16 protein-coding genes, 1 pseudogene and 1 other annotated feature are annotated in these 23148 nt (G+C 54.8%); of the genes and pseudogenes, 13 read left to right on the top strand and 4 right to left on the bottom strand.

The genetic code is table 11. The features are described 5' to 3' along the window. Positions 1 to 6 precede the first annotated feature (6 nt). The 3 genes from hemL (at position 7) to ysxE (ending at position 3538) form a co-directional block, all read left to right on the top strand. Positions 7 to 1296: a glutamate-1-semialdehyde 2,1-aminomutase gene (gene hemL, locus ETC02_RS02985; RefSeq protein ID WP_063211600.1), complete on the top strand. Its 1290-nt coding sequence runs from the start codon at positions 7 to 9 to the stop codon at positions 1294 to 1296. A gap of 118 nt (positions 1297 to 1414) precedes the next feature. Continuing rightward, positions 1415 to 2464 (top strand): stage VI sporulation protein D, encoded by a 1050-nt coding sequence (gene spoVID / locus ETC02_RS02980; protein WP_050367623.1) that lies wholly within the window; start codon positions 1415 to 1417, stop codon positions 2462 to 2464. A 42-nt stretch (positions 2465 to 2506) separates the two neighbouring features. Next, positions 2507 to 3538, top strand: a complete 1032-nt coding sequence (gene ysxE / locus ETC02_RS02975; RefSeq protein WP_050367622.1) for a spore coat protein YsxE — start codon at positions 2507 to 2509, stop codon at positions 3536 to 3538. A 38-nt stretch (positions 3539 to 3576) separates the two neighbouring features. Here ysxE and ETC02_RS02970 read toward each other — a convergent pair whose 3' ends face one another. Continuing rightward, positions 3577 to 3765: a hypothetical protein gene (locus ETC02_RS02970; RefSeq protein ID WP_011232115.1), complete on the bottom strand. Its 189-nt coding sequence runs from the start codon at positions 3763 to 3765 to the stop codon at positions 3577 to 3579. A gap of 139 nt (positions 3766 to 3904) precedes the next feature. Next, positions 3905 to 4140 (top strand) — a binding site (T-box leader). 100 nt (positions 4141 to 4240) lie between these two features. On the opposite strand from ETC02_RS02970, the gene ETC02_RS02965 reads away from it, so the two are divergent. The 3 genes from ETC02_RS02965 to ETC02_RS02955 all read left to right on the top strand — a co-directional run bounded on the left by ETC02_RS02965 (position 4241) and on the right by ETC02_RS02955 (position 11693). Further along, positions 4241 to 6883: a valine--tRNA ligase gene (locus ETC02_RS02965; RefSeq protein ID WP_050367621.1), complete on the top strand. Its 2643-nt coding sequence runs from the start codon at positions 4241 to 4243 to the stop codon at positions 6881 to 6883. 215 nt (positions 6884 to 7098) lie between these two features. Further along, positions 7099 to 8394 carry a bifunctional folylpolyglutamate synthase/dihydrofolate synthase gene (locus tag ETC02_RS02960; protein WP_171698040.1) on the top strand — a complete coding sequence of 432 codons (1296 nt, stop codon included), beginning with the start codon at positions 7099 to 7101 and terminating at the stop codon, positions 8392 to 8394. A 68-nt stretch (positions 8395 to 8462) separates the two neighbouring features. Beyond that, positions 8463 to 11693: a VWA domain-containing protein gene (locus tag ETC02_RS02955; RefSeq protein ID WP_171698039.1), complete on the top strand. Its 3231-nt coding sequence runs from the start codon at positions 8463 to 8465 to the stop codon at positions 11691 to 11693. 94 nt (positions 11694 to 11787) lie between these two features. Here the strand turns inward: ETC02_RS02955 and ETC02_RS02950 are convergent, their stop codons facing one another. From ETC02_RS02950 to ETC02_RS02940, 3 genes are read right to left on the bottom strand one after another with little or no spacing between them, the layout of a single operon-like run. Then, positions 11788 to 13494, bottom strand: a complete 1707-nt coding sequence (locus ETC02_RS02950; RefSeq protein WP_171698038.1) for a hypothetical protein — start codon at positions 13492 to 13494, stop codon at positions 11788 to 11790. Positions 13495 to 13537: 43 nt separating this feature from the next. Beyond that, positions 13538 to 14116 carry a PilW family protein gene (locus ETC02_RS02945; RefSeq protein ID WP_044744827.1) on the bottom strand — a complete coding sequence of 193 codons (579 nt, stop codon included), beginning with the start codon at positions 14114 to 14116 and terminating at the stop codon, positions 13538 to 13540. Then, a complete protein-coding gene (locus ETC02_RS02940; RefSeq protein WP_095859734.1) occupies positions 14100 to 14720 on the bottom strand; it encodes a type IV pilus modification PilV family protein in 621 nt (206 codons plus the stop codon). The genes ETC02_RS02945 and ETC02_RS02940 overlap by 17 nt, the downstream gene beginning before the upstream one ends. Before the next feature lie 143 nt (positions 14721 to 14863). On the opposite strand from ETC02_RS02940, the gene ETC02_RS02935 reads away from it, so the two are divergent. The 7 genes and pseudogenes from ETC02_RS02935 to ETC02_RS02905 all read left to right on the top strand — a co-directional run. Beyond that, positions 14864 to 16480, top strand: coding sequence for a hypothetical protein (locus ETC02_RS02935; RefSeq protein ID WP_171698054.1), 1617 nt, complete (start codon positions 14864 to 14866; stop codon positions 16478 to 16480). After that, positions 16470 to 17249 (top strand): PRC-barrel domain-containing protein, encoded by a 780-nt coding sequence (locus ETC02_RS02930; protein WP_171698037.1) that lies wholly within the window; start codon positions 16470 to 16472, stop codon positions 17247 to 17249. The genes ETC02_RS02935 and ETC02_RS02930 overlap by 11 nt, the downstream gene beginning before the upstream one ends. Positions 17250 to 17265: 16 nt before the next feature. Further along, entirely contained in the window at positions 17266 to 18636 is a 1371-nt protein-coding gene (locus ETC02_RS02925) for a G5 domain-containing protein (RefSeq protein ID WP_171698036.1), read from the top strand. Continuing rightward, positions 18633 to 20297, top strand: coding sequence for a GspE/PulE family protein (locus tag ETC02_RS02920; RefSeq protein WP_171698035.1), 1665 nt, complete (start codon positions 18633 to 18635; stop codon positions 20295 to 20297). Before ETC02_RS02925 ends, ETC02_RS02920 begins: the two co-directional genes overlap by 4 nt. A gap of 12 nt (positions 20298 to 20309) precedes the next feature. Next, positions 20310 to 21365 (top strand): type IV pilus twitching motility protein PilT, encoded by a 1056-nt coding sequence (locus ETC02_RS02915; RefSeq protein WP_041470558.1) that lies wholly within the window; start codon positions 20310 to 20312, stop codon positions 21363 to 21365. Further along, positions 21352 to 22563, top strand: a complete 1212-nt coding sequence (locus ETC02_RS02910) for a type II secretion system F family protein (RefSeq protein ID WP_171698034.1) — start codon at positions 21352 to 21354, stop codon at positions 22561 to 22563. Before ETC02_RS02915 ends, ETC02_RS02910 begins: the two co-directional genes overlap by 14 nt. Positions 22564 to 22650: 87 nt before the next feature. Further along, positions 22651 to 22926, top strand: a pseudogene (locus ETC02_RS02905) (prepilin-type N-terminal cleavage/methylation domain-containing protein); the annotation flags it as partial. Between the last annotated feature and the right edge of the window lie 222 nt (positions 22927 to 23148).

The following is a 23148-nucleotide window of genomic DNA, read 5'->3' as shown; positions in this document are numbered from 1 at the left end:
GGAAGCATGCGAAGCTACGAACGGTCAAAAACCGCTTACGAAGAAGCGGTGAAATTGATGCCGGGCGGGGTGAACAGCCCGGTGCGCGCCTTCAAGTCGGTCGGGATGACGCCGATTTTCATGGCGCGCGGCCAAGGAGCGAAAATTTACGATATTGACGGCAATGAGTACATTGATTACGTACTGTCATGGGGTCCGCTCATTTTAGGGCATGCCAACCCGCAGGTCGTGGAAGCGTTGAAGCGCGTGGTGGAACAAGGCACAAGCTTTGGCGCTCCGACATTGCTTGAAAATGAGCTCGCCAAGCTCGTGATTGAGCGGGTGCCGTCGGTGGAAATCGTGCGGATGGTCAACTCCGGTACGGAGGCGACGATGAGCGCCCTCCGCTTAGCGCGCGGCTACACGAAGCGCAACAAAATTATCAAATTTGAAGGCAGCTACCACGGCCACGGCGATTCGCTGCTCATTAAAGCCGGCTCCGGCGTGGCGACGCTCGGCCTGCCGGACAGCCCGGGCGTGCCGGAATCGGTCGCCCAGCATACCATCACGGTGCCGTACAACGATTTGGACAGCGTCCGCTATGCGTTTGAGCGGTTTGGCGAAGACATCGCCGCGGTGATCGTCGAACCGGTCGCCGGCAATATGGGCGTCGTTCCACCAGTGCCTGGCTTTTTGGAAGGGCTGCGCGAGGTGACGAAACAATACGGAGCCTTATTGATTTTCGACGAGGTCATGACCGGGTTCCGCGTCGATTACCACTGCGCCCAAGGGTATTATGGCATTGAGCCGGATTTGACGTGCCTTGGCAAAGTGATCGGCGGCGGCTTGCCGGTTGGGGCGTATGGGGGAAAAGCAGAAATTATGGAGCTCGTCGCACCGAGCGGTCCGGTGTACCAAGCCGGCACGCTCTCCGGCAATCCGCTCGCCATGACGGCCGGGTACGAGACGCTCCGCCAGCTGACGCCGGAAACGTACGAAGAGCTTGGCCGCAAAGCGGCGCGCCTTGCGGATGGGCTTCATCAGGCAGCAGAGAAATACGACATCCCGCATACGATCAACCGCGCTGGGTCGATGATCGGCTTTTTCTTCACGAACGAGCCGGTGGTCAACTACGAGACAGCGAAAACGTCCGACTTGGAGCTGTTTGCCGCTTATTACCGGGAAATGGCGAATGAAGGCATTTTCCTGCCGCCGTCGCAATTTGAAGGGCTGTTTTTGTCGACGGCGCACAGTGATGATGATATTGAATATACGATTGCCGCTGCTGAGCGGGTGTTTGCCCGTCTGCGCGGATAAGGAAAGGGGCTGCCGACCGTCGGCAGCCCAATTTTTTATCATACCGCCTCGTTTCCGTTCATACAATGGATAATGTCATAGAAACTATTTGCCGAAGGGACGGAAGGAGGAGGCCCGGTTGGAGCAATCGTATTTGCGTTTTTCATTGGAAGAATCGGTCTGGTTTAAAAGAGGACAGGAAGTCGCCGAGTTTTTATCCATTTCTCTTGATCCGGTCATTTCCGTCGATGAGTACGACCAATATATTACGATCCGCGGCGCGCTTGAGTTGAGCGGCGAATTCCACCAAGCGGGCGAAGGGCAGGCTGAAGCGGATGACGACGTGTTTGAGCTGGCTGGTTATCGGTTCATTCAGCACATTTCGGTGCGCGAAGACGGGATCAGCGAACTGTCGCACCGCTTTCCAATCGATATTACGATTCCAAAAAACCGCATTCGTTCCCTTGAGGATGTGTACGTGACGGTTGAATCGTTTGATTATGATTTGGATGAAAACGGAAGATTGCTGATCACTGCCGACATTTCGATCAGCGGCATCAGTGAAGCGCCGCTTGACGATGATTTGCCGGACGATGAGGAGGACGATGAGCCGCTGTTTGCCCCGTTTGAATCAATCGCCCGCAAGGAAGCGGCCGGTGAGGAAGCGTTTGCTTCCGTGGATGATCTCACCGATGAGGCGGATGAACAGCCGGCTTTTGCCGCCGACGAAACGACGGTTTCCGTCATGGAGCCGGCCGCCATGCGTCATGAAGAAACGGAGGCTGAGGAAGAAGAGGAGGCCAAAGAGCCGTTTTTGCCGCTTGAGACGGAAACGAAGGCGGTCAGCGCACAGACGGAGGAAGACATCGCTTCGCTGCTGCCGCCAACTGAGGCGAAGGTATCGATCGGGGCGGCGAAAAAGGCGGTTGAGGAAGAAGAAGAAACGAAAACAAAAAGCGAAAATGCGCTTTACTTGACGAAACTGTTTGCGAAAAGCGAGGAGAAAGAGTTTACGAAACTGAAAATTTGCATCGTCCAGCAAGGAGATTCATTGGACAAGATTGCCGAACGGTATGATGTGACCGTCTCACAGCTTTTGCGCGCCAATGATTTGGAAAGCCCAGATGACATGCACGAGGGGCAGCTGCTCTATATTCCGGCCATGGCGGGAAGCCGTCCTTTCGCCTGAAAGGGACGCTTTCCGTTTCTGATCAGTAAGGGGGCGTAACGAATGGCCGCACAGGCTGACCGATATGAGGCTGTGCTCGCCCAGTACGGTCTTCGTCCAGAGCGCATGGAGCAGCGAGGCAAAGCCGTCAAGGTATACACGAACCGCGGTGTTTTCGCCTTAAAGCCGCTTGAAAGCGAGCAAGAAGCCGCCGCCGTTTGGCAGTCTCTCCAGCATGGCGGCCCCCGTTGTCTCCCGCTTTACCTGACGCGGCGGCGGTCGCTGTTTGCCACAGAAGGCGGCCGTCTTTATTATTTGCAAGCATGGCATGGCGGCGAATCAAAGGTGGAGAAGGATGCGGTGGACGCCTTTTTTCGCGAGCTCGCCCGCCTCCATCGCGCCACCGTCCGTACGATCGAGGTGAGTGAGGAAGAGGCGGCGGCGTACCGAAAGCAAAAAAAGGACGAATGGCAACGGGCGCGGATGGTTTGGGAAGAACGGATTGAGCGGTACGAAGCGGCGTGGTACATGTCTCCGTTTCAGCTCCAATGCTGCACCTATTTTCATGAGGTGATGCGCGCGTACTCGTTCGCTGAAGAACGGCTCGATGTGTGGGAAGAGACGCTCGAAGAGACGAAGCAATGGCGCATCGCCTGGGTGCACGGCAAAGCGCGCCTCTCCCACCATCTCCCGCCGTATTGGATCAGTTGGGAGCGGGCGCATTGGAATTCGCCGCTCTTTGATGTGATCGCCGCGCTCCGTTTTCACGTACAGACAATGCCGCCGCTTGGGCGCGAGTGGCTTGAAGGGATGGGGGAGTACGAGAAGGAGCTGCCGCTGTCCGACGGGGAGCGGGCGTTTTTATACAGCCATTTGGCGGAGCCGCGTGGGTTTGTCCGCTGTTTGGAGCGGTATGAGGCCGCTTCGCGGAACGAGCGGAACGAACGGGAATATGTGGCCGCGTTGCAGCGTCGTTATTTGGCGTTCAAAAATATGGAGGCGCTCGTTATGCACCTTGTCCAACGCGACGCCGCGCGGCAGCAGGAAGAAGCGGTGGACAACGAACCGCCGGCGGATGAAAGCAGCAATGGTTAAATCGATTTTGAATGCAGCCCAAACAAAATGGCGTCCCACTAAATCCATTCCAGATGGAGCGCCACGGCAATGAAAACGAAGATGGCCAATAAAATGACATCAAACGTCGTTGGCAGAAAAATAGTGCGGATCGCTTGAAAAATGGTGAGCGGGATGATCACTTGGGCGCAGACGGCGCGCACTTGCCGAAGCCAAGGCGGCCATGAATACGGGTTGAATCGCCGCATCGGTGTTCCCTCCTTCCCGGGTTTACTATACAATATGAAACAACAAAATGTTTGTCACCAACCGCCGGCCAATGGAATAAATAAATAAAAACTTGGCAAAGATGATGGACAATGGTAGTATAATAATCGAACAATGATGACAAAAGCGAAGACGGGGAGGAGTACAGCGGTCCGCGCCTGCAGAGAGGGAAATCAGAAGCTGCGAGATTTCCTAGGATGACGGCTGCTGGAAGGTCGCCCTTGAGCTGCTTCTTTGAAAGGCGCTGCTGCCGAGTAGAGGAAGCCGGCATCATGCCGTTATGCCAATGAAGCGCTTAAGCCTTTGGGCTTAAGAAAAAAGGTGGTACCGCGAAAGCAGCTCCTTTCGTCCTTTTTGGATGAAAGGGGCTTTTTTGCTTGCCGGCTGTGCGGCATTGCTTAGTGGGAAGCCGCCGTCGGCCGCATTGTCCATCATGTTGAAGGAGGGAAATGAAACATGGCACAGCACGAAGTGTCGATGCCGCCCAAATACGACCATCGCGCCGTTGAAGCCGGGCGCTACGAATGGTGGCTGAAAGGAAAATTTTTTGAAGCGACCGGTGATCCGAACAAACGACCGTTTACGATCGTCATCCCGCCGCCCAACGTCACCGGCAAATTGCACTTAGGGCATGCGTGGGATACAACGCTGCAAGACATCATTACGCGCATGAAGCGGATGCAAGGGTATGACGTCCTGTGGCTTCCGGGAATGGATCACGCCGGCATCGCCACCCAGGCGAAAGTCGAGGAAAAATTGCGCCAGCAAGGGCTGTCGCGCTACGATTTAGGCCGGGAAAAATTTTTAGAAGAAACGTGGAAGTGGAAGGAAGAATACGCCGGCCATATTCGCAGTCAATGGGCGAAGTTAGGGCTTGGGCTTGATTACACGCGCGAGCGGTTTACGCTTGACGAAGGGCTTTCCAAAGCGGTGCGCGAAGTGTTCGTCTCGCTCTACCGGAAAGGGCTCATTTACCGCGGCGAATACATCATCAACTGGGATCCGGTGACGAAAACCGCGTTGTCGGACATTGAGGTTGTTTATAAAGAAGTGAAAGGCGCGCTCTACCATATGCGCTATCCGCTCGCCGACGGCTCCGGCTTCATCGAAGTGGCGACGACCCGTCCGGAGACGATGCTCGGCGATACGGCCGTTGCCGTGCATCCGGATGACGAGCGGTACAAGCATTTGATCGGCAAAACGGTCAAGCTGCCGATCGTCGGCCGTGAAATTCCGATCATTGCCGATGAGTACGTCGACATGGAGTTCGGCTCTGGGGCGGTCAAAATTACGCCGGCGCACGACCCGAACGACTTTGAAATCGGGAACCGCCACAACTTGCCGCGCATTCTCGTCATGAACGAAGACGGCACGATGAACGAAAACGCCTTGCAATACCAAGGGCTTGACCGGTTTGAATGCCGGAAACGGATCGTCCGCGATTTGCAAGAACAAGGCGTTCTCTTTAAGATTGAAGAGCATGTTCACTCGGTCGGCCATAGCGAACGAAGCGGCGCAGTTATTGAACCGTATTTGTCGACGCAATGGTTCGTGAAAATGAAGCCGCTCGCCGAAGCCGCCATCAAGCTCCAGCAAACGGACGGCAAAGTGCAGTTCGTGCCGGAACGGTTTGAAAAAACGTATTTGCATTGGCTTGAAAACATCCGCGACTGGTGCATCTCGCGCCAGCTTTGGTGGGGGCATCGCATCCCGGCATGGTACCATAAAGAAACAGGCGAAATTTACGTTGACCATGAGCCGCCAGCGGACATTGAAAATTGGGAACAAGACCCCGATGTGCTTGATACATGGTTCAGCTCGGCGCTTTGGCCGTTCTCGACCATGGGCTGGCCGGATACCGACTCGCCGGATTACAAGCGCTACTACCCGACCGATGTGCTGGTCACCGGCTATGACATCATTTTCTTCTGGGTGTCGCGCATGATTTTCCAAGGGCTTGAATTCACCGGAAAGCGTCCATTCAAAGACGTGCTCATCCACGGCCTCGTCCGCGACGCCCAAGGGCGGAAAATGAGCAAATCGCTCGGCAACGGCGTCGATCCGATGGATGTGATCGACCAGTACGGCGCCGATGCGCTCCGTTACTTCTTGGCGACCGGCAGCTCGCCGGGGCAAGACTTGCGCTTCAGCACAGAAAAAGTCGAAGCGACGTGGAATTTTGCTAACAAAATTTGGAACGCCTCGCGCTTTGCCTTGATGAACATGGGCGGCATGACGTACGAGGAGCTTGATTTGAGCGGCGAAAAAACGGTCGCCGACCATTGGATTTTAACGCGTCTCAACGAAACGATCGAGACGGTGACGAAGCTCGCTGAGAAATACGAATTCGGCGAAGCGGGGCGTACGCTGTACAACTTTATTTGGGACGACTTGTGCGACTGGTACATTGAAATGGCGAAATTGCCGCTTTACGGTGACGACGAAGCGGCGAAAAAGACGACGCGCTCCGTGTTGGCGTATGTGCTCGACAACACGATGCGCCTGCTTCACCCGTTCATGCCGTTCATTACCGAGGAAATTTGGCAAAACTTGCCGCATGAAGGCGAATCGATCACCGTCGCTCCGTGGCCGCAAGTGCGCCCTGAGCTGTCGAACGAAGAAGCCGCGGAAGAAATGCGGATGCTCGTCGACATCATCCGCGCCGTCCGCAACGTCCGCGCCGAAGTGAACACGCCGCCGAGCAAGCCGATTGCGCTCTATATTAAGGTGAAAGATGAACAAGTGCGGGCGGCGCTCATGAAAAACCGCGCCTATCTTGAGCGGTTCTGCAACCCGAGCGAGCTCTTGATTGATACAAACGTTCCCGCGCCGGACAAAGCGATGACGGCGGTCGTCACCGGCGCCGAGCTCATCATGCCGCTTGAAGGATTGATCAATATTGAGGAAGAAATGAAGCGGCTTGAAAAAGAGCTTGACAAATGGAACAAAGAAGTCGAGCGCGTCGAAAAGAAACTGGCGAATGAAGGCTTTTTGGCGAAAGCGCCGGCTCATGTCGTCGAAGAAGAGCGGCGCAAGCGGCAAGATTACATCGAAAAACGAGAAGCCGTCAAGGCGCGCCTCGCCGAGCTCAAACGGTAGACAAACGATCTGGCGGTTGATTATGATGAAGACGAATCCGCTTTCCTGTGGATTCGTCTTTTTCGATGGATCATGATGGAAGGTTTGTCATATTCTGGGAAGAGGTTTGTTGTCAACATATACTCGCTTTCGCCACGCTTCTCGATGTGTGGCGCATCTGCCGCATGAAACCGGCAGCATGGGCAAGACAGCAACAAACAAGGAGGACGATGAACATGGTTCGAACGTATGAAGAAGCAGTCGCTTGGATTCACGGGCGGCTGCGGCTCGGCATGAAACCGGGATTGAAACGGATGGAATGGATGATGGAACAACTCGGCCACCCGGAACGCCGCGTCCGCGCCGTCCATATCGGGGGAACGAACGGCAAAGGGTCAACGGTCGCCTATTTGCGCTCGATTTTGCAGGCGGCGGGCTATTCGGTCGGCACGTTCACCTCGCCGTATGTCGAGCAGTTTAACGAACGAATCAGCATCAACGGCGAACCGATTTCCGATCAAGAGATCGTCGAGCTCGTGCGAGTCATTCAGCCGCTTGCCGATGAGTTGGAACAAACAGAGTTTGGCGGACCGACCGAGTTTGAAGTGATCACGGCGATGATGCTGTATTATTTTGGAAAACAGAACATTCAAGACATCGTGCTCATTGAAGTCGGGCTCGGCGGCCGCTTGGACTCAACCAACATCATTTATCCGCTCGTTTCCGTCATTACAAACGTCAGCTACGATCATATGAACATTTTAGGCGATACGCTTGGGCAAATCGCCGCGGAGAAAGCCGGAATCATCAAATCGGGCGTGCCGCTTGTGACGGCGGTGAAGGAACCGGAGGCGTGGGAAGTGATCGCCAAAACGGCGGCGGAGCGGAAGGCGAAAACATATCGTCTCGGCGTCGATTTCACCGTTTCCGACCGGCAGGCGACGGTGGAAGGGGAGCAGTTTTCGCTTGTCACGCCGTTTGCCGAATATCGCGATTTGCGCATTCAAATGCCCGGCGCCCATCAAGTCGAAAACGCGGCGGTGGCGGTGATGGCGGCAGAGTTGTTGCGCCTTGGCTATTCGTTTTTGATCGAGCCGGAGCATATCGCCGATGGGCTGGCCACAGCCGCTTGGCCCGGCCGGTTTGAGCGGGTGAGTGATAGTCCACTCATCATCCTTGACGGCGCCCATAACGAAGCCGGGATTCGCTCGCTCGTGGAGACGGTGCGCGCCCATTATCCTGACAAACGCGTCCATGTCTTGTTCGCCGCGCTGACCGACAAGCCGCTGGAGCGGATGATTCAGCTGCTTGATGAGCTCGCGGATACGATCACATTTACGACGTTTGATTTTCCGCGCGCGGCAGCGGCGGAACAGTTGGCGGACCTTTCGTCCCATCCGCAGAAAGCGGTGACAGGTGATTGGATCGGTTGGATCGGGGAAAAGAAAAACCAAATGGGGAGCGATGAGTTGATGCTCATTACAGGATCGCTTTACTTTATATCTGAAGTGCGAAAACGTTTAAAAAAATAATGCCAAGCGATGAAAAGGATTGATATAATGGAAGAAAGATAGTTCTTTTGGCGCGGGAGGGGAGGCGCATGAAGCGGTGGCGCGGCTGGCTTTTATGGGGAATGTTGTTTTGGCTGATGGCAAGCCTATGGCCGATGAAAGCAGGTGTTGTGTATGCCGATCAAACAGAGGGGGCCATTACGTTCGTTTCGGATGAGAAGATTGAGGGATGGGCGACCGCACCAGGGAGCGGCAACGGGCAAGGGAACAGCATTCGCCACTTTATGATTCGCATTCAGCCGAAGGAACAAAGCGGCACGGCAGTCAGCTACCGAGCCGAAGCGGTGGAAACGCCGGCGGACCGAAACGGTGAGAAAAAGTATACGTTTTCTCTTGATATGCGCGGCAAGTGGCCGTCGGCTCCGGGAACGAGGGAGACTTACCAAATCACCGTCGATGCGTATCGTGTGTTAGGAAATGGAAAAGAGGATGTGTATTTTTCGTTCCCACAGACGCCTTATCAATATACGAGGCAAACTGAGGCGAGCACGGCGAAATTGGATTTTTCCCTTTCGTTTTCACAGCCGGAATACGCCAAGCCGCCGAACGGCAATGCCGAAGGACGGCTCGATGTGACGCTCATTCCACAAGGGGCCGTTTCGTCGCCCGTCCGTCCGCCGATCGACGTTGTGTTTGTGTTTGACGTCTCCGGCTCGATGACATGGGAGAAGCTTTCGAGCGCCAAGACGGCGCTCCGCTCGGCTGTCGATTACTTTAAAGCCCATTTCCATCCGAATGACCGGTTTGCCCTCATTCCGTTTTCCGACCAAGTGAAACAAGTCGTTCCGTTTGGGGATCAGCCGAATGTCGCCGCCCAACTCGAGAAAATTCGGACGGTCGGCGACAGTTTGACCGCTGGAGGCGGCACGAACTATTCGGCTGCTTTGTCTCTTGCTAAATCGTATTTCACGGATCCAACGAGGAAAAAGTATATCATTTTCTTAACGGATGGCATGCCGACGGTGTTGAATGCAGTCGATACGATTACGTATCGGGAGGTCAAGCAGAATTTTCGGGATGGATATTCCTATACAGGGAATAGAGTAACCGATTCTCTTTCGGTCACATACGAATTGTACAGCGATGGACGGACTGCCGGTATCCGTTTTACCGACAACAAAGGATATTCTCGCCGATTTTACAGCGACGGCCAAGATTATGTTAATGGATGGCGGGTGTCTTGGGATAACGGCTATTCGTTCACTTACAGCAGCATTGAAGGAAAAATCCGAGCCGATGCCACAGCGGTGGCAAAAACGCTCGGGATGAACAATATCACCTTTTACTCAATCGGCTTCGGCGACAATGATGAAGTCGATATGGACTATTTACGGTCGCTTTCAGCGACTGCCGGCGGCGAGGCGCGGCAAGGAACGGTGCAAAATTTGACCGCTTTGTTCCAGCGCTTTTCCCAGCTCGCTACGACGCCGGCGCTTACAGGCACAGTGCGCATCCCGCTTTCGTCGTTTGGCGGTAATGTCGCCGTTGCGGAAAACGGCCAAGTATGGCTGGATGAAAACAAGCAAAACGCGTATATTTCGTTTTCCATTCCGTATCAAGTCGGACAAAGCGCTCCTCCGCCCGTCACGGTTTCCATTCCGGTTTCGTTTAAGGCGAAAGGGACGTATACGTTCAATGCTGAATTGACCTATCGGGATGTATACGGCCAACTGCAGCCGTCGATGACGAAATCGGTGACGGTTACGGTCAAGGATGAAGCGCCGCCGTCCTTTACAGGCACGGTGAAATTGCAAGGATTGGTCAATAAGGTTGATAGCTTGATCAAGCGGGGAACGGCTGATGGGGAAGACAACCGCTTCCGGGCCACGTATTCGTTGTCGCTTGTCGGGTATGTCGGTAATGCGACTGGGACGATCAGCAACGTAAAAATCGTTCAAGAGCTTCCTGACGGCATCTCTGTCGTCCCCGATGGCAAAGTGGTGACGTACGAGGAAAATGGGAAGCGTTATGCACAATGGTCATTTGCCAACCAGACGTTCGACTACAGCCAATTGAATAAGCTGATGCTCTCGGCGCAATGGGTGATGCAGGCTGACTTTGCCATGAACAGTGTTCAATTGCCGCCAGCTTCGGTGACATTCACCGACAGCCGTTATGGCGCCAAAACATCGACGCTCGTTCCGCCGGCGGAACGAATCGGCATGACAGTTCGTTTGGATGATTTTCCGAATTTTTACTACGAAGGGGATGGAACGGGTACTATTACAAAACATAAATTTTCTGCTTTATCAGACGACACTGTCGGACGGGCGAATCCTAATTCATATGGATTGTTGCCGTTGCCTGTTAAAGCGCTGGAGTATGACCCGAATGATGACGGCGTGCTGCTTGTCACTTACCGCAATGGCCGGACGGTGCGCGTCGCCTTGAAACCGCAGCTGTCGATCATAACGGAAAGCGGTGTGGCGGAAAGCGGCGCTGTGATCACGGAAGCGCCGACGGTTCGCGTGACCGAGCTTGTCGCCGGTGAACGGGTGACGTATGAATACGAAATCGCGCGCAACGGCTCGTCGTCCGATTGGCAGCTGCTTGGTCCGCCGCATGTCATTTCGGTTGCTGATGACGGCGAATATACGGTTGCCGTGCGTTCGAGCGGCGGGTTGACGCGCGGCGATGGAACAACGAGCGTGTCGTTCCGTTATATGAAGCTTATTCGCAATTTGACGCTCGGCGATTACAGGCGGGAAATGAACGTTGGCGAAACGCAAACGATTCCGGTGATCATTGAACCGGATGATGCGACAAACAAAACGCTTATGTGGGAATCAAGCGACCCGGATATTGCTTCTGTCGGCCATAACGGTGTTGTAACAGCAAACAAACCGGGAACGGTTACGATCACCGTCCGCGCGACTGATGGCAGCAACGCGTCGGCATCGGCGGCCATCAAGGTGATGAATCCGTACGTGGCGCTTCAAGGTATGGAGTTCCGCCGTCCGGTGATCTATATGAATCTGGACGATCCTCCGCTCGAAGTGGCGGGGCAGCTCCGCTTTAGCCCGGAAAATGCGACGGATAAAACGCTCCGCTCAGTGACGTCATCCGATTCGAGATTTGTCAACATTGTTCAGCAAAATGGAGGATGGTATTTGCAGGCTGTGGATGTTGGATACGCGGTTGTGACGGCGACCGCCAATGCGAGAACGCCGGATGGCAGGCCAATTCAAGCCTCAGTGTGGGTCTTTGTCCAACCGCGTGAAGATGAGGGGGGAAGCGTCAGCAACGGTGGGCGTTGGTAATGATGAAAAAAGCGGCCTCCTGAATTGGAGATCCGCTTTTTTTCGTTTGTCCAGGGGATCGAGAGGATGAGAGAGGGAATTTAGCCGTCTTCGTTCACTCAACTTCAAGCCGGTCGGCGACGAGCGAGATTTGATTGACAAACGGCAATCCTGTTCCTTGTTCGACTAACACCCGTGGATTATATTTGACGATCAGACGGGATTGTTGCATGTCAGAGCTTGGAATGAAGTTCCCAGGCTCACCGTCTTTCGGCTCGATCCGGCCGCGAAAGGCGTTGATGACGAGCCCGTTGATGTCTGTATCCGGAGCAGCCGCTCCGTTCCCGCGGGCGAACAACCCGCCTTCAATGTACAAATACGATCCGACAGCATAAATCGTCGCGCTGCTGTCCGTATAAAAATACCCTTTTAAGTTCGGGATTTCACTTGAGTCTTGAAATTCATTGATGCGGGCGATATCGAGCGTGCCTTTGGACAACAACACGAGCCCTTTTCCATCCGCTCCGTCGATATGGCTGTTGTAAATGGTCGTCTTGCCAGTGACGTAAATGCTCGCGTTCAACGCCAAGTTTCCGGTGAGCGTCAAATCACCGAACACGATCAAATTGCCGCGTACAGCCGCTGTTGATTTTGTCGGTCCTTCAATGCGGAGATCGCCATTGACAATGAGCCATTGGTTTTGGCCATTTTGCTGCACGTCAATGTCGCGATAAAGGGTGATCTCCTTCCCTTCTGCGTCCAACCAAAGCGGCTTGTCTTTTGGCATCTGATTGATGGATTGTTCATACGGCGTTTCGTCGTCTGTCACGACCCGAGCCAAATTCCCTTCTTGATCAAGCTCCCGCGCTACATCGAGCGGCGGCTGGTGATCGTTTTCAATGCGCTCGATATACGCTTGTTGGGTTTCAGGCGACAACGGCGAGAGACCGGCTGCTTGAAGCAATTTATCTTTCACGGTGCGCTCGAAATCAGTATCGATGAAATCGTCCGTCTCTTGTTGAATGAGAGGGCCGCCATCGTCCGGCCATCCTGGGAAGAAAAGACCTTCTTCCATTTGGAAAGCTCGGCCGCCAGTCTTCCAGCAACTGCTCGTTTGCGTGCATGAAAACAGCAGCTTGTCATGAATGTGCCAAATCGAATCGCTCATTGATGCGGGCAGTCCGGCATCGATAGGAGCGATCGTTAACTCGCCGCTTTTTTTCACGTAGTTTGCCGCGTTGCTGATGTAAGCGCTTTGTCCGGCGTATACGTTTCCTTGCTCCACGTAGACGCCGCCGTTTAAGATGACGGTTGCTTTTGATCCGAGCGCGTATTTGAGAAAGCTGGGCGTATTTGTTAAAAAGACGAGCCGTTTGACTTTCCGCTCGCGATGGCCGTCCGTAAACGGTTTGGACAAATCGAGCGCGCGGAGGAACACTTTGTTCGTCGGAATGTTGTACAAGCGATAGGACACGTCTTCCACCTCCACGCCGTAGCGCGCTTTCAGCTTGCCGGCGATCGTATCCGGGCCGGGGGTGTCCTCGTTAATGCCGAGAAAGGCATCCCATTGACTGGGGGTGAAAATGTCATGACGAACAAAAAAATCGTCGTCTGAAAGCTCAGCTTTAAGTTCAGCAATTGCTTCATTAAGCGCTGTTTTGGCTTCATGAAACGATTCGATGTTCTCGACGCGCACCGCGGTAAATCGCGCTTGCTGGACGGCGACTGTTAAAATCGTCAAGCCGAGCAAAAAAAAGAGGGTGATCATGAGCATTGTTGTCACCAAGCTGTAGCCAGCAGCGTTCAAGCGCAGTCGGTTCATCGCGGCCCCTCCCTTCATAGGACAAAATTTCGGAACGTAATACTTAAAAGCCGAATTCTGTTGTTAATGTAAACGGCGGCACATACAGCCAACCACTCGGATCGGCGTGTCGACGGTCGGAGACAATGAGACGGATCGTCATGACGCCGCTGCGGCACAGGTTGCCTTCTTTTCGTGCGCAACGGAATGAAAACGATGAAGAGTCGTCCAGCAAAAAGCGGGAAGAGGTGATCGTTTCGCCATTGATCGCGAGCGCGCCGTCTTGGATGGACATCGTCATCCGCTCGATGCTTTCCGGCTTTTTCTCTTCGCGGGAGACAAGTCCGGTGTCCGCATCGGCTTTGAATTCTTGGTTTTTCACAAAAGTGACGGCCGTTAACGGCTTGTTTTCTTCTTGACTTTCCATTCCATCCGGAGAGAGCGTGTACAGCTCGTTCATTATTCGGGCCATGGCGTAGTCTGCTTCGCTGCGCAAGTCGTTTTCGATGCCGATGCGCTCGTAGGCGCGAATGCCGGTTAAAAACACTGTGTAGATAGCGCCGATGATGAGCAAAGAAATGGAAACGGCGGCCAACAGCTCGATCATCGTCATGCCGGCTTCGCTTCTAGCGGATTGTTTCATCGGTGATCACTCCTTCGACCCACGCCGTTTCGTTCGTGCGCTCGCCCCAACGGACGGAGGTGTATAATTTGATCATGTAGCCGCCGGCGTTTGATTCGGCTGCTTTTTCCGTTTCAGCGCGGATGCGCGCCTGCAGCGGCGCAGGCAAGGAAGCGAATTCCGACGATGAAGTGAATGCATCCCATGCCTCCTTGTCGTATCGGACAAGGTAAACGGAAGCTTCGTAACGGACATTGTTGATTTTCGGGGCGAACTGCGCTTCACATACCGTATGCAGTTGGCCAGATTCACCGGGAAAAAACAGCGCCGCCAACGATTCGTTGCCGCAATTGTCTTTTGTTAGCTCAAGAAACGGTGTTTGATGGTCTTCCATATACTCTTTTAGCCGGGAGAAATCTGCGTTTTTTTCAAAATAGACAGCGACGCCGCGGGCGACGTTGACGGCCACCGTCCGACCTTGGTTGTAAGACGTATGCATCATCGCATTCGTGAAAAAGTAAAACAAACCGATCGCGACGCCCGATAAAAGAGTGATGGCCAGCAACGTTTCGATCAACGTAAATCCTGCTTGACGACTAGGAAGAGGAAAATTGCTTCCCGCCATTTGTCATAACCTTCTTTCAAAATATGTAACTTTATTATACAATATTTTCGAGTTGAACCATGTAGAATTTTAGGATAAGAGAACGAGCAATGGCATATTTGTCGCGTTATTGCCAATGATACGCCGGGAAGGAACGGGTGGGCATGTGGAAAGAGGCGGTTGTTTACGTTGTTGCATTCATAGTGGCGCTGTTGGCCGTTTGGCTGCTGCCGCTTGGCTTCAGCAGGGCCGGGGGCGCGGCGGTGGTGGCGGCTGCCTTTTTGGCTGCGGGGCTGGCGCAGTTGGCCGAATCGGTGATTCCGTTATGGCAAATCGTTCTGCTCGTCGGGCTTTTGCTGTTGGCGGGCTCGTATTTGCTTGATCGTTGGTTCGGTCCGCTTCTTTACCGGTCGGTGGAGACGGAGGAAGCTGGGGAACGGAGAAAGGGAGGATGGAAAGGGAGTGGCGACCGGACGGCAGCAGGCGATAGGTACGGGACGATGGTCCAGAATACAACGGAAAATCTAGTCGATTCGGCCTGGCCGGCAGCTTTTGGACAAAACGGCGCTTCTAGGGAATTTCAAGGCGCTGACTCGGATGGGGAGGCGTTGCGATCGCACGTGCAGGAAACCGGTAACACCGCTTCAGGAGCGTCGCCTGCAGAGTCGGAAGCAGCTTCGGGAGAGACGGAGCGGGCGCCGAAATCCAGCGAGGAGCCCTGGGAAGAACAGACTGCTTTCTTGCTTCGATCGATGGATGGCATAGAGGAAGCCGCTTCCGATCCCGGAGCGGATCAAACCGAGCCGGAGGAGCTGCTTTCGTTGGATTCGGCCGATGCGGAGCAAAAAATGCGCTCCGTGGACCGAGACGATGCTGAGCAAGAGGAGTTTTTCCCGTTGGATTCGGATCGTGTGGAGCTGGAGAAGTTGTCCGCCTTGGATTTGGATGCAGTAGAGCCGACCGCCATGACGGGTGACGGTGGCGGGCTGAATGTTGAGCCGGCGCGCCGTCTGCGCGATTGGCTCGATGAGCTGCCTGTCTCGATGACGCCAGATATCGAAGCGGCGGTGCTGCAGGCGGGAGCGGCCGCCGACGGCCGCGGCCTGTTGCAGGCGCTTGATCTCAGCCATGAAGAAGAGGAGGGGCAACTTTCCGCGTTCATGTCTTCTAGCTCGGCGGGCGTTTCTGCTGTAGAAAACGGGCTGCCTTCCGGCCAGGCAATGCCGCGTGAAGGGGCGCTTTTGGAAGAAGCAATGCCGGGTATTGTCGACTGTTCGCTGCCGGAAACGGACGAGGCTGCCGAACCGCCCCGTCAGGAGGACGCGATGAAAGCAGAGCCTGACAGGCAGGAAGGGCAACGAGCGGAGCATGGCCGGTCGGAAGGCGAACAATCAACCGAGCGCCGCGAGCCGGAAGAAGATGGGCAAACGGAAAGCCGGCGGGAGGAAGAGAGCGAACGGCCAGCGCGAATGATCGGTCCGGAAGTCGTGCAGGCGATCGTTCTTGAATTGCGCCTCAACCGCCGTCGTTTGGGCGCCGCCGATTACGAACGCTGCATCCGCCGCTGTTTGGACGCTCCGCTTTCTGACCGCGATTATTACGTATTGGCCCGTTTGTTAATGGAACATTATGTAGTAGAACAACAGTACGGCAAGCTCGCAGCGTGGCTTGAGGAGCTCGCTGACCGTTTTCGCGCCTATCCGGCTGTGGCCGAAGAGTTGGCGCTTTGGCGGCAGTTTGCCGCAACACTAAATAGTTGGGGTGAACAAGATGAAAGCTAGCGCGCAAATCATTGGACTGCCGATCATCAGCATTGCTGACGGTGCACAAATCGGCACGGTGAAAAGTTTGGTGATCAACCCGGACAAAGGGTCGATCGATTTTTTGACCGTGGAACAAGACGATGTGCAGCTCAGTTTAAAGGCGATTCCGTTTAAAAAAGTCGTTGGCATCGGCGAGTTTGCCGTGACGGTGGAGCAAGGGCACGATGTAATTGACCTCTCGGAAATTCCGATCGCCAATCAGCTCGTCAATAAGCAAATCCGGATTAAAAATACGAAAGCCATCACGCGCAAAGGGCAGCTGCTCGGCGAAGCCCGCGAGTTTTTCGTTGATGAAGAGTCAGGGGATATTGTCGGCATCGCTCTTCAGCTCGAGAAAGGGGAAGCGGTGCTGCCGGCCTCGGAAGTGTTGACGTACGGCAAAGATATTTTGATCATCAACGACGGAGCGAACGAGTCGCTTCTTGATGACCCGGCGGAGTTGTTGAAGGCAGAGAGCATCGAGCCAACCAGCGTTATGGCGGAAGAGGACGTTTCCGCGCAAATGGAGGCGATGGCCGAAAGCGCGGAAAATGTTGAAGCGCTGCAGTCGCTGAGGGAAAAACAAGTTGCGCTGTTGGCTGGAAAACGGCTGACAAAAGATATTTATGATGCAGACGGCCGCCTGCTGTTTAAAGCGGGCACTCTGCTTGGCGAAGAGGATGTGCGCAAGGCGCAAGAGGCGGGGCCAAGCGTCATCGTCGATGTCTCGATGAATGTGGAGGCGTAATGGAGGAGGGTCGGCGGTGAAAAAGGCTGCCGCGTGGAAATTGTTTGTTGTCATGGCTGTTTGCACCGTTTATTTTATCGCTTTTTCGCATCTGGGCACCTTCGCCTATGATGTTTTGGCCCCGGATGACGGCCGCCTTGGCCCGGGCACGGCGGTCGGTTCGGTGTCACTCTCCGGCATGACGCCGGAAAGAGCCCGAGAGGCGGTTGTCGAGCGGGTGAACGAGTGGCGGGCGACCGCTTCCATTTCTTTGCAGTACCAAGAAAAGCGCATTGACCTGCCGGCGGACGCGTTTGCGTTCCGTCTTGCCGAGAGCACGAAGCGGTTTGTCGACGGGAGGCGCACGCCGCTGTTTGTGATCGCTGATTTAGAAAAATGCCTCCAAGCGGCGGCAGCCATCGTTCCGCCGGCGGCGTTATCGGCGCTTGACATCAAGAAGCTTGGGGCGGATTTAGAGGGACAGGCGGCTCAGCTGCAAAAGCCATCATCTCCGATCGACTTGGCTCGCTACATATCGTTGGCAAACGGCCGGCAGCTGGTCGTCAGCGAAGCGGCCGCATCGGTGCCTGACTCTTCGGCCGTCCGCTGGCTGTCTGGCGAGCGGCGCGCGGTGATCAAAGCGAAACAGCTGTTTTCGTTTGGCGATTATATGAAAAAGGTGAAGGCCGATTTGTCTGATGAAGCGGCCGATGCGATCGCTTCAGCGGTGTACCGGGCGGTGCTGGCGACCAATTTCACTGTCGTGGAGCGCTATACGAGCCGTATGTTGCCGGATGGAGTGACGCCCGGTTTTGAGGCGGCCATTAGCGGCGGCCGCGATTTGGAATGGTTCAACCCCAACACGACCGACTACACGCTTCTTCTCCGGCATGATGGACGAAAGGTGCGTGTTGCCATTATCGGGTTGCCGTTTGCCTATCAATATATCATTCGCCTAGGCGAGGCGGAGTCTATCGAACCGCGTGTCATCGTCCGCTATGACGCGCGCTTGGCGCCGGGCGAGAAGAGGACGGAACAGATCGGGCGGCCGGGGCTGGTTGTGACGGTGGAACGTGAAGTGCGCGACGGCGATCGGCTCGTGCGCAAAGAAACGGTGAGCGAAGATTTTTATCCGCCAACGTATACGATTCACGTGCGCGGCCTTGAAGTGCCGGAAGGCAATGTTGGGCAAAGCGGCGACGGAGAAGGCGGAACGATGGAGCCGGCGAATGGGGTAACGGAAAACAACGGAGCGGCGAACCAACCGGATTCGACTGCGGAAAACAGCGGTGGGAATATAGAGAGCGGGACCGGGTCAAAGAAAGGCGATGAGGCGGGCAACGGGGAATCGGCCCCCGCCGCTGGCAGTGAAGAGAAGACGGATGCGGGCGGAGGGAAGGAAAAATGAGCAAAAAGCAGGAACGGAAACGGCTTGGTGATTTGCTTGTCGAAGCGGGGTTGATCACCGAAAGCCAGCTGGCCGAGGCGCTGCGCGAGAAGGCGCCCGGGCAAAAGCTCGGCGACGCCTTGTTGCAGCGCGGCTACATCACGGAACAGCAGCTGATTGAGGCGCTCGAGTTTCAGCTCGGCATTCCGCACGTCAGTTTGTACCGGTACCCGATCGATCCGAAAGCGACAAACCTCGTGCCGAAAGAGTTTGCCCGCCGCCATATGGTCATGCCGCTCAAGGTGGAAGGAGACCGGCTGTTCGTTGCCATGGCCGACCCAATGGACTTTTTCGCCATCGACGATTTGCGCCTGTCGACCGGGTTTCAAATTGAAACGGCGATCGCTTCAAAAGACGATATTTTGCGGGCGATCAATAAATATTACGACATCGACGAAGCATTTGAGGATTTTTTGCAAACGCCGCCGCCTGAGGTGCGCGACGACGAGCGGGCTGCTGAGGACGATTCTCCCATCGTTCGTTTGGTGAACCAAATTTTGCAGCTTGCTGTTGAACAGCGGGCGAGCGACATTCATATCGATCCACAGGAGACGAAAGTGCTCATCCGCTATCGGATCGACGGCCTGCTTCGCACCGAACGCGCGCTGCCGAAACATATGCAAAGCATGTTAACGGCGAGAATTAAAATTTTGGCCAATATGGACATCACCGAACACCGCGTGCCGCAAGACGGACGGATCAAAATGGACATCGATTTTCATCCGGTTGATTTGCGCGTTTCAACGCTGCCGACCGTATACGGTGAGAAAATCGTCATGCGCGTCCTCGACTTGGGCGCAGCGTTAAACGATATTCATAAACTTGGCTTCAATCCGGTTAATTTAGATCGATTCATCCGCTTGATCGAGCGGCCGAACGGCATCGTCTTGATCACCGGACCGACCGGTTCGGGGAAATCGTCGACGCTCTATGCGGCGCTCAACCATTTAAACAGCGAGCACGTGAACATTATTACGATTGAAGATCCAGTCGAATATCAGATCGAGGGCGTCAACCAAATTCAAGTCAACCCGAATGTCGGCTTGACGTTCGCCCAAGGGCTCCGCTCGATTTTGCGTCAAGACCCGAACATCATCATGGTTGGGGAGATTCGCGACCGCGAGACGGCGGAAGTGGCGATCCGTGCTTCGCTCACCGGTCATTTAGTGTTGAGCACGCTCCATACGAACGATGCATTAAGCACGATCACCCGCCTGATCGATATGGGGATTGAGCCGTTTTTAGTGGCCACATCGCTCGCCGGCGTTGTCTCGCAGCGGCTTGTGCGCCGCGTCTGCCGCGACTGCCAAGAGGTGTATGAGCCGACAAAGCGGGAGCGGGACATTTTCGCCCGCCGCGGCATTGAGGTTCATCAACTTGTCCGCGGCCGCGGCTGCCCGACGTGCAACATGACCGGTTACCGCGGACGGCTGGCGATTCACGAGCTGCTTGTTGTCACCGATGAGATGCGGCGCGTCATTTTAAACAACGAGCCGTTTTCGAAATTGCGAGAGCTTGCCCTGCAAAACAAAATGATTTTTTTGCTGGATGATGGGCTGTTGAAAGTGAAGCAAGGGTTGACCACGCTTGAAGAAGTGCTGAAAGTGGCCATTTTGCATTGATGGGTGAGACGGATGAAGGAAAAGCTTGAGGCGTTATTGCGCGCGGCCTTTGAATGCCGCGCTTCCGACGTGCATTTGACCGTCGGTGCGCCGCCGATTTTTCGCGTGAACGGGGAGTTGAGAGCTTACGGCCATGAGCGCCTGCACCCGGAGGAAACAGAGCAAATGGCGAAAGCCGTCATTCCGGCGCCGCTTTGGCAGCAGTTTCAGGAAACCGGAGAGCTTGATTTTTCGTATGGCATTGCCGGCGTTTCCCGCTTTCGCTTAAACGTGTTTAAACAGCGGTCATGCGTGTCGCTCGCCGTGCGCCTCATCCCGGTGCGCATCCCGACGCTGGAGGAACTTGGCCTGCCGGATGTTTTAAAGCGCATCGCCGAAAAGCCGCACGGACTCGTGCTTGTCACCGGACCGACCGGCAGCGGCAAATCGACGACATTGGCGGCGATGATCGACTATATGAACAAAACGATGTCGAAACATATCATCACGCTGGAAGATCCAATCGAGTATTTGCATAAACACGGGAAATCGATCATCGACCAACGCGAGGTGGGATTCGACACTGGCAGTTTTGCCGCCGGATTGCGTGCTGCGCTTCGTCAAGATCCAGACGTCATTTTAGTCGGGGAAATGCGCGATTTGGAAACAATCCAAACGGCAATCACCGCCGCGGAAACGGGCCATTTAGTGCTTGGCACGCTTCATACGGCGAGCGCGCCGGCGGCGATTGAGCGGATGATTGACGTCTTTCCGCCGGCCCAGCAGGCGCAAATCCGGCTGCAACTTGCTTCCGTGCTCGTGGCCATCATCGCTCAGCGCTTGTTTCCAAACAGACACAAAACCGGGCGGACGGCAGCGCTGGAAATTTTAGTGAACAATGCGGCCGTCGCCAACTTAATCCGCAACGAAAAAGAACATCAAATCATCAACATTATGCAAACGAGCCGCAGCCTCGGCATGCAGACGATGGAAATGAGCGTTAAGGAACTTGCAGCCGCTGGACGCATCGATCCGCTGGCGGCTGAAGTGTATTTGGCGGGGGAGCGTGGGGACGATGGCGCAGTTTAAGTACGAGGGGCGCGACCGAAGCGGACGGAAAAAAGCTGGGGTGATCACTGCCGTTTCGCGGCGCGAGGCGGCGGCAAAGCTTCGGGAAAAAGGAATTCGCCCGCTGGCGCTTGCCGAAGTGCCGCCGTCCATATGGAACAAAGAAATTTCGTTTGGCCGCGCCGTCAAACTGCAGCACTTTGTCATCTTTTTGCGCCAGTTCGCAACGCTTGTGCGCGCCGGAGTGACGATCGTCGATTCGATCCGCATTTTGGCGGAGCAAACGGAAAGCAAGCCGCTCGCTAAGACGCTTCTTGACATCGAACAGTCATTGCGCGGCGGGAACCCGCTCTCAGCGGCAGCGGCGAATCATCCGCGCATCTTTCCGCCGCTGTTTGTCAATATGGTGCGCGCCGGTGAAGCGAGCGGGACGCTTGACGAGACGCTTGACCGCTTGGCCGATCATTTTGAAAAAATGCATCGGACGCGGCAAAAAATCGCCTCGGCGCTCGCCTATCCGATTGCTGTTGCCATCATTACCACCGCGGTCGTTATTTTTTTGCTTGTCGCCGTTGTGCCAACGTTCGTCGAGATGTTCGCCGAGTTTCACGCCGAACTGCCGGCGATTACGAAGTTTGTGCTCAAGGCAAGCAGTGTGATGCAGCGGTATTGGTGGGCCGTCGTCCTGCTTTTTGCCGGCGTGTACGCATCGTTTGTGGTTCTTCGGCGGCAAAAGACAACGAAGTACTATTTGGATTATGCCGCCCTGCGGATGCCGATGTTCGGCACGCTCGTGCAAAAAGCGGCGCTTGCCCGCCTGACGCGGACGCTCAGCTCGCTTGTTGCAAGCTCGGTGCCGATTTTAGAGGCGCTTTCCATCGCTGGGCGCGTCGTTGAAAATGAAGTGATCGCATCTGTGCTGGCTGAAGCGCGAACCTCCCTCGAGCGCGGGCAATCGCTCTCGGAGCCGCTCCGCCGCCATTGGGCGTTTCCGCCGCTTGTTGCGCAAATGATCACGATCGGCGAACAGACCGGTGCGCTTGACGCCATGCTCGGCAAAGTCGCCGATTTTTACGAAGCGGAAGTCGATGCGGCCACCGACCGGTTGAAATCGCTCATCGAACCGCTTATGATCGTGCTTCTCGCCGGCGTCGTCGGGACGATCGTCACTTCGATCATCGTGCCGATGTACGATATTTTTAATCATATCCAACAATAGGCAATAAGAATATATTCCTATTTTCATTGCCTTGTTGTAGAATAATAGGGAAAACATTCTAATTTTGTTGGAAAGGGAGAGGGAACAATGTTGAAGCGAATGATCAAAAACGAGCGCGGCTTGACGCTCATCGAACTGCTCGCCGTCATCGTCATTTTAGGGATTATCGCGGCGATTGCCATTCCGGCGATCGGGGGGTTGATTGACAATTCGAAAAAAGATGCACACGTTGCCAATGCACAACAAATGATCAACGCAGCGAAAATCGCCGTGACGGCGGATAAGGATTTGATACCGGCGAATGGGAAGGCGAAGGCGATTTCACTTAAGTATTTAGAAGATAATGGGTATTTAGAGACTGTAACCTGAATCCGTGACAAAACATCTTTACAATGGTCGCAAACCGTTGATACGATAAGGGAAAACGACGTTGACGATTCTTCATCAAGTAGGTGATATGATGAAAGATTTCCCGATTCGGTTTGTATTGACAGATGAAGCGATTACCCCAAGTGCTGGGCTTGCTCTCGTTGGCTACTTACTCCATCGAACGAAACTGGATAAACGGGTAAACGCACTTCGGCT

It is taken from the genome of Geobacillus sp. DSP4a (genome assembly GCF_013096875.1).
Classification (GTDB): Bacteria; Bacillota; Bacilli; order Bacillales; family Anoxybacillaceae; genus Geobacillus; species Geobacillus thermophilus.
The sequence above is the reverse complement of the archived record's forward strand: the minus strand, read 5'-3'. Positions and strand labels throughout refer to the sequence as shown.